We start from the raw sequence: 12773 nt of genomic DNA on the forward strand, positions 1-12773 counted from the left end.
TATAAAATTACTTCTAAAACTAATTTTATACTGTTAAATTTATTTTCAAAGTGGTATATTTGAAAACGAAATGAATATTACTTCTCAAATAAAACAGCCCATTTTTAACGAAATGGAACTTTTTGAAAAAAAGTTCCATGAATCAATGACTTCAAAGGTTGCTCTGCTCAACCGTATTACCTATTATATTGTAAACCGTAAAGGAAAACAAATGCGTCCGATGTTTGTTTTTCTGACTGCGAAAATGGTTTCTGAAGGAATTGTAAACGAAAGAACCTATCGTGGAGCTTCAGTAATTGAGTTGATTCATACGGCAACTTTGGTTCATGATGATGTAGTAGACGACAGTAATCGCCGTCGCGGTTTTTTTTCTATCAATGCACTTTGGAAGAATAAAATTGCCGTTCTGGTTGGGGATTATTTACTTTCAAAAGGACTTTTACTTTCAATTGATAATGGTGATTTTGATCTTTTAAAAATTATTTCTGTAGCTGTCCGCGAAATGAGCGAAGGAGAATTACTTCAGATAGAAAAAGCCCGAAGACTCGATATTACCGAAGATGTTTACTACGAAATCATCCGAAAAAAAACGGCTACTCTTATTGCAGCCTGTTGTGCGCTTGGTGCCAAATCGGTAATTGAAGACGATATTCAGGTAGAGAACATGCGAAAGTTTGGCGAATTGATTGGAATGGCGTTTCAAATCAAAGACGATTTATTTGATTACAGCGAAGAAGCCATCGGAAAACCAACCGGAATCGATATTAAGGAGCAAAAAATGACGTTGCCTTTAATTCATGTTCTAAATACTTGCACCCCGCAGGAAAAAAAGTGGCTGATAAACTCCATCAAAAACCACAACAAAGACAAAAAGCGCGTAAAAGAAGTTATTGCTTTTGTGAAAAACAATAATGGTTTGGCTTACGCCGAAAATAAAATGGTCGAATTCCAGCAGGAAGCACTTTCGTTATTAAAGAATTACTCTAATTCTGAGTTTAAAGATGCCCTTATTTTAATGGTGAATTACGTTATTGAAAGAAAGAAATAATTAGATAATTTGTCAATTAGAAAATTAGATAATTGATTTACTTTGTTGTAAGTCAGTTGTTTTTTCTGTGTTTTTGGAATTTGGAATTTTTTATTATTGAAAATTTTCACAACTTCATGCAACCATTTTAAAACTTATCTCGTCTATGCTAATAGAAGTCTGTTAGTAAAACAAAACCGGAACGCTTATTAATGAAAATTATTCAGTTACATCAGGAAGAAACCAAAATAATAAAGTTGGCTGTCGAAAATAACCGACAAGCGCAACAGCAGATTTATAGTCGGTTTTCTTCAAAAATGTTGAGTGTTTGTCGTCAATATATTAAAGACATCCAATTGGCAGAAGATGTAATGATAACCGCTTTCATGAAAGTATTTACGAATCTGAAGAGTTTTGAACACAAAGGTAGTTTTGAAGGCTGGATTCGTCGAATTATGGTTAACGAATGTATTTCGTATTCAAGGGTTCAGAAAAAAGTAAAATTTGCCGAAGATGAATTTTTTATAGAAGAAAGTTTCAACGAAATCGACAGTCAGTTTACAGTAGAACAGATTCAGTATTTAATTGATGCTTTGCCGGATGGCTACAAAATGGTTTTCAATTTATATGCGATTGAAGGGTATAAACACAATGAAATTGCAAAGATGTTAGGTATTAATGAAGGAACATCAAAATCGCAATTATCGCACGCAAGAAAAATGCTGCAAACAAAAATTACTATTTTAAAAAAACAAGATAATGGAACCGAATAATTTTGAAAAGGATTTCCGTGAAAAACTAAATCAGCGCACCATTGAACCAGGTAATAAAGCCTGGGATAGATTGGATGCGATGCTTAGTGTAGCCGAAGAGAAGAAGCCGGGAAAGAGTAATAAATGGCTTTATGTTGCAGCAAGTGTTGTTGGTTTTTTGTTGGTTGGAACTTTCTTTTTTAATCAAAATAAGAATGCAGATGAAACGCCAAAAAGTGTCGTTGTTGAAGAGAATGCTAAAAAAGATTCGGTTGTAAAATCAGTTTCGAATGACTCAGATTTAGTAAAAACAGAAATTGCGGTTGTAGAAAATCCTTCAAAGGAAAATTTAAATAAAGAAGAAAAAAAACGTAATCAAATCTCAAATAAAATTATACAAAATGAATCAAATCAAATAGCGGAGTCTTCAGTCATCATCAAAAACAATCAGGAAAAACAATCAATCAACAATCAAACAGTAATTGCAGAAAATGCTAAAAATTCAAATGTCGATCAATTATTAGAAACAGCAGAAAATAAAGTTATCGCAGAAAATTCGGTTAAAACAAAATCAAAGATAAAAGTAAATGTGAACGATTTACTTAATCAGGTCGATGGAGAGTTAGAACTTTCGTTCAGGGAAAAAGTAATTTCAAAAGTCAATAAAAATTACCAGACAGTAAAAGTTGCCGTAGCCAGCCGAAATCAGCAGGAATAATTGGCAATGTCAATTTCAATCTCAAAAATCAATTTAGACAATCAACCAACAACAATCATCAATTAAAAAATCATCAATCAATTTAAAAAATCAATCATGAAAAATTTTACCATTCACCTCGTTATTTTAGTCTTTTTATTTGTCAGTAAAGTGTTAGGACAGGAAACTTTTGAATCAAGAGCGAAGCATATTGCGATTAAAATAGAGAAAATTACTAAGGAAGAAAAAGAAACACTTAAATTAGAAATTGAAGCCGTAAATGAACAGTTATCCGAAGGAAAGATAACGCGCGAACAGGCAGACAAACGCAAAAAAGAATTAGCTGAAGCCAGAGCGGTTATTATTGAAGAAAAAGTGACTTTGGCGCAAAACGAACTAAATGAACTTGTGCAGGAAAAAGTTGACGGAAAACTAAAAGAAAAAGATATTCCATCTTCTTATACGATTCGTTGGTCCAGAAAAAACAGTGATAAAGATTCTATTCGTGGAGAAAAAAGAACTACTTCTCAATTTGTTTTTGCAGCGGGTCTCAATAACATGATGGCTGACGGTGAACTTCAGGATTCAAATTACAAGTTTATGGGGTCGCATTTTTACGAATGGGGTTTTACCTATAACACACGATTAATAAAAACGGATAATTTATTGCATGCTAAATACGGATTGTCATTAATGTACAATAATATTCGTCCGACAAATAATCGCAGTTTTGTGGTAAACGGTAATCAAACCGATTTAGAGGTTAATCCGGTAAATTTAAAAGAGTCACGTTTTAGAAATGTATATTTAGTTGTTCCGGTTCATTTAGAATTTGATTTTACAAAACCAAAAGAAAGCAACGGAAATACTTATTTCAAAACCCATAAAAGTTTTCGTTTTGGGGTTGGAGGTTATGCCGGAATTAACTTAAAATCAAAACAAATTTTAAAGTTTGAAGAAGATGATTTAAAGTATAAATCGACGATAAAAGGCGAATACAATGTAAATAACTTCATTTACGGATTAAGTTCCTACATTGGTTACAAAGAATTGAGTTTGTATTTAAAGTATGATTTGAATCCGTTGTTTCAGGATAATTTAGTGAAAGAAAATAATATTTCGTTAGGACTTCGTTTCGATTTTAATTAAGAATATAATTTGGTTAGTTAGTAGAAAAGGCGCTTCGAAAGAGGTGCTTTTTTTATGTAAAACAAGTAATTTTCAGGATGGATTTATGTACTTTTACAGGCTTTCAACTTTAAAAATATTTTTGCGTTTTGATTTCACAAAGTACAATTGATTCTGTTTTTGAAACTGCTCGTGTAGAGGAGGTTATTGGTGATTTTGTTAATTTAAAACGTGCCGGAAGTAACTTTAAGGGTTTGAGTCCTTTTTCAGATGAGCGCTCGCCATCGTTTATGGTTTCTCCTGCAAAGGGGATCTGGAAAGATTTTAGTACAGGAAAAGGTGGGAACTCTGTTAAATTTTTAATGGAGCACTCGCAATTTACGTACCCGGAAGCCATTCGGTATTTAGCCAAAAAGTACAATATTGAGATTGAAGAAACCGAACAGACAGATGCTGAAAAAGCCATAACTGATGTTCGCGAAAGTATGTATCTGGTTTCAGAATTTGCAAAAGAATATTTTCATAAAACACTTTTAAATTCAGAGGAAGGAAAAGCTATTGGGCTTTCGTATTTTAAAGAAAGAGGTTTTACAAATGAAACCATCAAAAAATTTAGTCTGGGGTATTCTCCCGAAACCTGGGACGCTTTAACCAAAGAAGCTTTAGGTAAAGGATATAAACTCGAATTTCTGGAAAGTACAGGTTTGACAATTCCAAGAGATGACCGTCCTTTTGATCGTTTTAAAGGGCGGGTAATGTTTCCTATAGAAAGTATGTCCGGACGTGTTTTAGGATTTGGAGGACGTATTTTAACGAATGATAAAAAAGCAGCAAAATACTTAAACTCGCCTGAAAGTGAGATTTATCATAAAAGCAAGGTGCTTTACGGAATTTTTCAGGCCAAACAATCAATCGCCAAACAAAATAATTGTTATTTGGTTGAAGGATATACAGATGTTATTCAGTTTCATCAGGCCGGAATCGAAAATGTTGTGGCTTCATCAGGAACCGCATTAACTCCAGATCAGATTCGTTTGATAAATCGTCTGACTCGAAATATTACAGTTCTTTTTGACGGAGATGCTGCTGGTTTGAGGGCTTCTATTCGCGGAATCGATTTGATTCTGGAAGAGGGGATGAATGTAAGGGTTTGTTCTTTTCCTGATGGGGAAGATCCGGATAGTTTTGCCCGGAAAAATTCTTATGATGATCTGGTTGCTTATTTAGAAGAAAACAGCAAAGACTTTATACAGTTCAAAGCTTCAATTTTGATGAAAGAAGCTAAGAACGATCCAATAAAAAAAGCAGATTTGATTCGGGATATGGTTACCAGTATTTCTAAAATACCGGATCGTATTCAGCGTGAAGTTTATACGCAGGAATGTGCGCGAATTATGGATATCTCTGAGCAGGTTTTGATAAGTACGCTGGCACAGTTGATTCAAAAAGACATTACAGAAGCTAACAAAAAACAAAAACAGGAGCAAAAACCTTTTGAAGTTGTTAGAAATCAACAGTCAAAAAACACTCAGTTTTCAGGAGGTGATCCGGAAGATCCAAGAAATGGACCGCCAGAGGATTATTATCCGGGAGAGGCAGGATATTCAGTACAGCAACAAGCAGAACAGGTTGATATATTGTATCGTTTGGAGCGAAAAGTAATTGAGATTTTATTGCTTTATGGTGATAAAACAGAAGAATTTGAAGATGTGCTTCTGAAAAATAATGAAGAAGGGGAAATTGTAATGGTGTCTGAAAAGAAGGAATACAAAGTTTTTCAGCGAATTTATCTGAGCTTACAGGAAGATGAAGTAGAGCTTTCTAATAATTTGTTTCGGGATATTTTTACAGATTTAATTGGTTTCTATCTTCAAAATGATAAATTTAGTCTGGAACAATATTTAATGCGTTTGCAGCCTGATTTTGCTCAGGAAGTCACAGATATTTTAATGGAAGATGAAAAAGTGACACTGCACAATTGGGAAGGTCAAAATATTTTTTCAAAAAGCAAACAGGAAGGTATTGCTCAATATGTTACCGAGACAATTATGTCAATGCGCTGGTTTTTGGTTGATCGCATTATCGAAGAACTAAAAAGCTCTATAAAACCTGATAATTCAGATAATACAGAGCTTTTGTCTATGGTGGTTGATTACTCAAAATTAGTTAATTCCTTTTCGAAAAAACTAGGAAGAGTAATGTCACGATACCATTAAATGATTTCTAAAGTCTTAGCTTTATTAACCAAGTCAACTAAATTAGTCACGTTTAATTTAGTCAATAGTCTTAGTTTGTAAGTACTAATTGTTTTTTCGTTCAGGTTTAAAATTTTAGAAATTTCATTGTTCTTTTTACCGTCACTTAAGTAACGTAAAACTTCAATTTCACGGTTAGAAAGTTTTCTGTACAAACGTTCGCTTTTGCTTTGTTTAGCAATAAGCGCCATGTTTTTACGTACAGTTTCATTGATAATAACTTTTCCTTCGTGTACCTTGATAATTGAAACACCTAATGTTTCAAGTTTCTCTGTTTTGTGCACATACCCGGAAACTCCCGCCTTAATTGCATTTGGAGCATACATTTGCTCAGCAAGATCACTAAAAATTACAATTTTCGTTTTTGGGAAATTTTTCAAAATTGACTTTACTTCAAAAATACTTGAAAGACCTTCTAATTCCAGATCCAGAATTAGGATGTCAATCTCCTTTGTTTGAAGAATGTCTCTTACCATTGAAAAATTACCTACGTTGGCGACAATTGAAATTTGGTCATGGTCTTTAAAATACGACTTAACACCAAAGTGAGTCACAGGGTGGTTGTCTGCTAGACATACTTTAATCATAATTTTACCTTTTTAGAATTGTTCATTGTTTTTGGAGTTGTAAAATTAATAAATAAATTCTGTAGTTTATAGCTGACAAATGTTAAAAATGCTATTTTAACGTTTTTGGTATTTCACAAACCGGTATTGCTTCCATTTTATGCTTGTTGTTGGTGTTTAAACGTTTGTAAATTTCAAAGACAGTTTTTTCACGTTCGCTGAAATCAGCTCCCGAATTTCCTGCTTCTTCAGCGAGCATTGCCCATTCTAGTTCGTCATAACTTGCTCCTAATTGATCTTCATCTGTCCTGTTATCGCCAAATAGACCATCTGTAGGTGCAGCTGTTAAAATCGAATGCGGAATTGTTAAAAATTCTCCCAAAGCATAAACGTCAGATTTCATTAAATCGGCAATTGGACTCAAATCTACTCCTCCGTCACCATATTTCGTGTAAAAACCAACGCCAAAATCTTCTACTTTATTACCGGTTCCGGCAACTAAAAGTCCATGAATTCCAGCCAGATAATATAAAGAAGTCATTCGTAAACGAGCGCGTGTATTGGCTAATGAAAGATTTACTTTTGATTCATCATCAGATTTTGGTACGGCTGCTTTAAATGATTCAAATGTAGCGGTTAAATCAGTTATTGTGCTGGAAACATTCGGGAAGCGTTTTTTTAATTGTTCAATATGTTCTCTTCCTCTTGAAACCTGACTTTCTGCCTGATGAATAGGCATTTCAACACATAAAACCTTTAAACCGGTCTGGGCGCATAAAGTTGAGGTAACGGCAGAATCAACTCCTCCGGAAATTCCAATTACGAAACCATTCACTTTTGCTTTATTAGCATAATTTTTCAGCCACTCTACAATGTGGGTATTTACTTTTTCTGTTTGAATAGTGCTTTTTTTAGCCATAATAATTCAAGTTTTAAGATGTAGGGATGTATATTTGCACAAATATTTTTAAGTACATTTTTACTTAAGATAAGTAACACAAATCTAATTAAAATAAAATGAAATTATATCGCTTTGTAATGGTTCTGTCCTTGTTTTTTTTATCATGTGATCAAAAAAACAAAGTAGAAAAAGCTGTTGAAGAAATTCCGGTTGATATTAAGGTAGAACGTTTTGATAAAGTTTTTTTTGAAAGCAAACCTGAGGATTTAGCAAAAGTAAAAAAACAGTTTCCTTTCTTTTTTCCTGCAGGTAATGATGATAATGTTTGGTTGAGTAAAATGCAGGAACCAATCTGGAGAGAGGTTTATAGTGAAGTTCAAAAAAAATATTCCAATTTTGAACCGGTTCGTAAAGAATTCAATACGCTTTTTCAGCATGTTAAATATTATTTTCCAAAAGTAAAAACGCCAAAAGTTATTACAATAATCGGAGAGATGGATTATAATACTAAAGCTATTTATGCAGATAGTCTGGTTATCGTGGCACTGGAATTATATCTGGGGAAAGAACATAAATTCTATCCGTTTCCTAATTATCTGAAACAAAATTTTGAGGAAAGGCAAATCATGCCGGATGTTGTTTCGAGCTTTGCTTACAGAAATATTCCGGCTTATGCTGATAAAGATCTGATTTCGCAAATGATTTTTGAAGGAAAACAATTATATGCCAAAGATTTGCTTTTGCCTGAGTTTACAGATGCAGAAAAAATGGGTTACACACCTGAACAGATAAAATGGTGTGAAGAAAATGAAGCGTATATGTGGCGTTACTTTATCGAAAAAGAAATGTTGTATAGTGTAGATCCTAAGCTTACAACCCGATTTATAGTTCCGGCTCCGTTCTCTAAATTTTATCTGGAAATAGATAATGATTCTCCGGGAAGAGTGGGCGCATGGATTGGCTGGCAAGTGGTACGCTCGTATATGAAAAATAATAGTGTAACTTTGCCGGAATTATTAAAAATAAATGCAAAAGAAATTTTCGAAAAATCAAAATACAAACCTAAGAAATAATGTCAGATACAATAAAATCAGAAATTAAATTCAATATAGAATTAGACGAAAACCGTGTTCCGGAAAAATTATCCTGGACCGCTAAAGACGGAGGGGTAGAGGCTGAGGAAGCAAAAGCAATTATGCTTTCTATCTGGGACAGCAAAGCCAAAGAAAGCATGCGAATTGACTTATGGACAAAAGATATGCCGGTAGATGAAATGAAAATTTTCTTTCACCAAACATTAGTGGCAATGTCCGATACTTTTAAACGCGCTACGGATGACGAAAAAATGGCAGACACTATGAAAGATTTCTGTGACTATTTTGCAGAAAAACTGGAATTAACCAGATAGCAAAAAAATAATAAATAAAAAATTTCAAATTCTATGATTTACAACAATCTGGATTTGAAATTTTTTTTCTCCTCATAGGTAGGTAAGCGTTTTACAGGTTTGATTGAATTTTTTTTGATGTCATTTATGATTTTCCTGTAGCATCCCATTATTACTACCGATGTGGGTTGGTTGGTAATACTAAGGTCTTCTTCCAGACATCCTCCGGCTGCTTGAGAGTAAATTATTTCACCGCGATTCAAATCGTACACTTCTAAAATAATTTCTGCGTATGTCATCTGTTTTTTGTAATAAAAATGATTTTGAAATTCAAAACTACTAAAGTCGTTTTTTGCGTTTTTACATTTTATATTTACGTAATAATCAGAATCTGCTGCTTTTTTGAGATCCAAAATGGCTGCTTTGTCTAATTTCAAAGGGACTTGTTTCGTGGCTAAATATGATCGTTCGTCCATCGAATACTTTACTCTTCTTCCTAAGTATTTTGAAAAATCAGCTATGACAAAACGAGTTAGTTTTGTTTTTGTATTTTGATCAACTTCAATATCGCCGATAAGCCAGGTACCTTTAGAAAAATCCAGACTATTCACTTTATCTGTACTATGTAAAAAGTAGTGCGTGACATTGCAGGAGGATAAAAATAATAAAAGTAAATAGTAAAGAGTTTTCTTCATAAAAGAATGAAATTAATTTAGGTCAAATATAATTTAAAAAAAAAGATAATGCTTTAAGGTTGTTCATTAAAATAATAATTCAGGATTCAAAGAATGATTAATAGTAAAAAATCCCAAACTCTATATTTAAAATGGAATTTGGGATTTTTATATTGAAAGTTTTTTTTTCAGTGGAATTTGGAATTTCTAAAGTTGAAATTTAAAACTGTGAATTGTTTTTAAAAACCTCCTGATTCACTTCGTCTATATAGGATAAAAGTTCTTCTTTCCCGGTACTTTCTGTAGAGGATGTTACAAAATATTGAGGCATTTCGGCCCAGTTGTTTGCAAACATTTGTTTTTTGTATGCCGCAATATGCGAATCAATTTTTACTTTGCTGATTTTGTCGGCCTTAGTAAAAATAATGCAAAACGGAATCTCGCTTTCGCCCATATAAGACATAAATTCAATGTCAATATTTTGAGCTTCATGCCGAATATCAATCAAAACAAAAGCACAGACTAATTGTTCTCTGGTTTCAAAATAATCTGTTATGAATTGTTGAAAAACAGACTTCGTTTTTTTAGATACTTTAGCATATCCGTAACCTGGTAAATCGACCAAAAACCAATTGTTGTTAATCTTAAAATGATTTATTAATTGTGTTTTTCCAGGTCGTCCTGAAGTTTTTGCTAAATTTTTATGGTTGGTAAGCATGTTAATCAAAGACGACTTGCCTACGTTTGATCTTCCTATAAATGCATACTCAGGCAAGAATTCCTGAGGGCATTTTGCAACTTCAGAATTGCTGACAATGAATTCGGCTGTGGTGATTTTCATGTTTTGTATTTTAAAACCCTTAAAGATAAAAAAGTTTAGATGCTATAAATTCTTTTTGGTAAGCCATTCTTCAAGAATTCCGTTGAATTCCTGAGGATGTTCCATCATAGCGGCGTGTCCACATTTATCAATCCAATATAATGTTGAATTGGGTAATAATTTATCAAATTCTTCTGCAACATTTGGAGGTGTAACAGTGTCGTTTTTACCCCAGATGATACAGGTGTCAACCGTCATTTTTGGCAAATCTTTTGCCATGTTGTGACGAATGGCGCTTTTGGCAATGGTTAATGTTTTTATTAATTTAATGCGGTCATTGGCAGTTGCGTAAACTTCGTCAATAAGATCCGGCGTTGCGATTTTAGGATCGTAAAATACTTCTTCGGCTTTCCTTCTGATGTATTCATAATCGCCTCTTCTTGGATAGCTGTCTCCCATTGCGCTTTCGTAAAGCCCTGAACTTCCTGTTATTACGAGTCCTGAAACTTTTTCCGGATATAATTTTGTATGATAAAGGGCAATATGGCCTCCTAATGAATTTCCTAACAAAATAACCTTGTCGAAACCTTTAAAAGCGATAAAGTCTTTAACGTATTTTGCAAAGCTTTTTACGTTCGTTTTTAAAATGCTTTGGGTATATATTGGCAAATCGGGAATTACAACTTTGTATCCTTTAGATGGGAAATATTGTGCGACACCATCAAAGTTACTAAGACCGCCCATTAATCCGTGTAAAATTACGATAGGGGTTCCTTCTCCAGCTTCAAAATAACTGTATTTGCCTTCTTTTTTGTAGTGTTTGTCCATTTAATCTAATGCCAATTTCAATTTGGACAAATATAGGGTTTAATAAATAAAAATGAATTTTTGATACCGTTTTTTAACTACATAATTTTAGTAGAATATATAAGTGTTTAAAAATCAGGTTTTATGGATGATTTGAGTATGTGTTGTAAATGTTAAGAAAGCAGTATAATAGTTATTTTTTTAAGAAAAACAGGCTTTAATTTTTTTGATTAATTAATGATATTGAAGATTCGATAATAATTAGTTAAACTATTGATAGTGTATGGATTAAGAGTTGTGGGGGTAAAGTGGTTAAACTTATTAACAAAGTGGTAGATTGTGGTAAAATGTGGTAATATTTTTTATATTTTTGCTCTATAACTTGATAATGAATTTTTCTTGAACACAATTGTAGGAACATACGAGTGTAAAGTCGATGCTAAAGGAAGGTTAATGATACCTGCACCTTTAAAAAAGCAATTGACTTCATCTCTTCAAAGCGGATTTGTTTTGAAGCGTTCTGTTTTTCAACCGTGTTTGGAATTGTATCCAATGGAAGAGTGGAATTTGATGATGCAGAAAATCAACAAGCTGAATCGCTTCGTAAAAAAAAACAATGATTTTATTCGAAGATTTACTGCCGGAGTTAAAATGGTAGAGATTGATGCATTAGGAAGGTTGTTGGTTCCAAAGGATTTGGTTTCTTTTTCAAGTATTTCAAAAGATGTGGTTTTTTCATCTGCGGTTAATATTGTGGAAATTTGGGATAAGGATTTATATGAAAAATCAATAAGCGGCGAAGATATGGATTTTGCAGATTTAGCCGAAGAAGTAATGGGAAATATTAATGACGACGACAATGGAATATCATAATCCGGTTTTGCTGCATCCTACGGTTGATGGTTTAAATATTAAGCCAGACGGAATATATGTAGATGTAACATTTGGAGGTGGAGGTCATTCAAAAGAAATTTTGAGACGATTGGGGCCAAACGGAAAATTATTTGCTTTTGATCAGGACGAAGACGCCCTGGCAAATGCATTACCTGATGAGCGTTTTACTTTGATTAATGAGAACTTCAGATTCATAAAAAGATTTTTACGTTTTCACGGAGTAAAAGCGGTTGATGGAATTTTGGCAGATTTAGGGGTTTCGTCACATCAGTTTGATGTTCCGGAAAGAGGGTTTTCGACACGTTTTGATGCGGATCTGGATATGAGAATGAGTCAGAAAAATGATTTAAACGCATATAAGGTTGTTAATGAGTATGATGATGCAAATTTGAGAAGAGTGTTTCTGGATTATGGCGAATTGAAAAATGCACCGGCTTTGTCAAGAACAATTATAGAAGCAAGAGAGTATCAGCCAATCAAAACTACAGATGAATTGAAAGAAGTTTTGGCAAAATATTTACCGGAAAGGGTTCGAAATAAAATATTAGCCCAAATTTATCAGGCGATTCGAATTGAGGTAAATCAGGAAATGGATGTTTTAAAAGAATTTATTGAACAATCATTAGAAATTTTGAATCCAGGCGGAAGATTCTCAGTGATTTCATACCATTCATTAGAAGACAGACTGGTAAAAAGATTTATCAAAAACGGAATGTTTGAAGGAGAGCCGGAAAGAGACTTTTTTGGAAATTTTTCAGTGCCGTTTAAAACAATAGGAAAACTGATTGTTCCCGATGATGCTGAAATCAAAATCAATAACAGGGCAAGAAGTGCAAAGCTAAGAATTGCCGAAAAGATATAATAT

14 protein-coding genes are annotated in these 12773 nt (G+C 33.4%); 9 read left to right on the forward strand and 5 right to left on the reverse strand.

From position 1 onward, the window contains the following. The first annotated feature begins 70 nt into the window (after positions 1–70). From FLV_RS00620 to dnaG, 5 genes are all read left to right on the forward strand, one after another. On the forward strand, positions 71–1048 hold the full coding sequence (locus FLV_RS00620) for a polyprenyl synthetase family protein (protein WP_243230056.1): 978 nt from the start codon (positions 71–73) through the stop codon (positions 1046–1048). Positions 1049–1239: 191 nt separating this feature from the next. Further along, positions 1240–1800, forward strand: a complete 561-nt coding sequence (locus FLV_RS00625) for an RNA polymerase sigma factor (protein ID WP_243230057.1) — start codon at positions 1240–1242, stop codon at positions 1798–1800. Beyond that, a complete protein-coding gene (locus FLV_RS00630; RefSeq protein ID WP_243230059.1) occupies positions 1787–2497 on the forward strand; it encodes a hypothetical protein in 711 nt (236 codons plus the stop codon). The genes FLV_RS00625 and FLV_RS00630 overlap by 14 nt, the downstream gene beginning before the upstream one ends. A 96-nt stretch (positions 2498–2593) precedes the next feature. Next, entirely contained in the window at positions 2594–3625 is a 1032-nt protein-coding gene (locus FLV_RS00635; protein ID WP_243230061.1) for a hypothetical protein, read from the forward strand. A 128-nt stretch (positions 3626–3753) separates the two neighbouring features. After that, the gene (gene dnaG, locus FLV_RS00640) at positions 3754–5820 is read left to right on the forward strand and encodes a DNA primase (RefSeq protein ID WP_243230062.1); all 2067 of its coding nucleotides are present in this window, start codon (positions 3754–3756) and stop codon (positions 5818–5820) included. Here dnaG and FLV_RS00645 read toward each other — a convergent pair. Further along, positions 5817–6446, reverse strand: a complete 630-nt coding sequence (locus FLV_RS00645) for a response regulator transcription factor (protein ID WP_007810686.1) — start codon at positions 6444–6446, stop codon at positions 5817–5819. The two genes, dnaG and FLV_RS00645, sit on opposite strands and share 4 nt — an antisense overlap. 91 nt (positions 6447–6537) lie before the next feature. After that, complete coding sequence (gene nadE, locus FLV_RS00650) at positions 6538–7344, reverse strand: NAD(+) synthase (RefSeq protein WP_243230063.1); 807 nt, start codon at positions 7342–7344, stop codon at positions 6538–6540. A 98-nt stretch (positions 7345–7442) separates the two neighbouring features. On the opposite strand from nadE, the gene gldB reads away from it, so the two are divergent. Further along, complete coding sequence (gene gldB, locus FLV_RS00655) at positions 7443–8399, forward strand: gliding motility lipoprotein GldB (protein ID WP_243230064.1); 957 nt, start codon at positions 7443–7445, stop codon at positions 8397–8399. Then, positions 8399–8734 (forward strand): gliding motility protein GldC, encoded by a 336-nt coding sequence (gldC, locus tag FLV_RS00660; protein WP_243230065.1) that lies wholly within the window; start codon positions 8399–8401, stop codon positions 8732–8734. Before gldB ends, gldC begins: the two co-directional genes overlap by 1 nt. Positions 8735–8772: 38 nt before the next feature. Here gldC and FLV_RS00665 read toward each other — a convergent pair whose 3' ends face one another. From FLV_RS00665 to FLV_RS00675, 3 genes are all read right to left on the reverse strand, one after another. Continuing rightward, the gene (locus FLV_RS00665; protein WP_243230066.1) at positions 8773–9408 is read right to left on the reverse strand and encodes a hypothetical protein; all 636 of its coding nucleotides are present in this window, start codon (positions 9406–9408) and stop codon (positions 8773–8775) included. Between the two features lie 199 nt (positions 9409–9607). Beyond that, positions 9608–10228 carry a ribosome biogenesis GTP-binding protein YihA/YsxC gene (yihA, locus tag FLV_RS00670; RefSeq protein WP_243230068.1) on the reverse strand — a complete coding sequence of 207 codons (621 nt, stop codon included), beginning with the start codon at positions 10226–10228 and terminating at the stop codon, positions 9608–9610. A gap of 42 nt (positions 10229–10270) precedes the next feature. Beyond that, complete coding sequence (locus FLV_RS00675; protein WP_243230071.1) at positions 10271–11035, reverse strand: alpha/beta fold hydrolase; 765 nt, start codon at positions 11033–11035, stop codon at positions 10271–10273. Positions 11036–11413: 378 nt separating this feature from the next. Here FLV_RS00675 and mraZ point away from each other — a divergent pair, with 378 nt between their 5' ends. Both mraZ and rsmH read left to right on the forward strand, forming a co-directional pair. Beyond that, complete coding sequence (gene mraZ / locus FLV_RS00680) at positions 11414–11887, forward strand: division/cell wall cluster transcriptional repressor MraZ (RefSeq protein WP_243230072.1); 474 nt, start codon at positions 11414–11416, stop codon at positions 11885–11887. Next, positions 11862–12770 (forward strand): 16S rRNA (cytosine(1402)-N(4))-methyltransferase RsmH, encoded by a 909-nt coding sequence (gene rsmH / locus FLV_RS00685; protein WP_243230073.1) that lies wholly within the window; start codon positions 11862–11864, stop codon positions 12768–12770. The genes mraZ and rsmH overlap by 26 nt, the downstream gene beginning before the upstream one ends. The last annotated feature ends 3 nt before the right edge of the window (positions 12771–12773 follow it).

This window comes from Flavobacterium pectinovorum (assembly GCF_022802975.1).
In the GTDB taxonomy this organism is placed as follows: Bacteria; Bacteroidota; Bacteroidia; order Flavobacteriales; family Flavobacteriaceae; genus Flavobacterium; species Flavobacterium pectinovorum_B.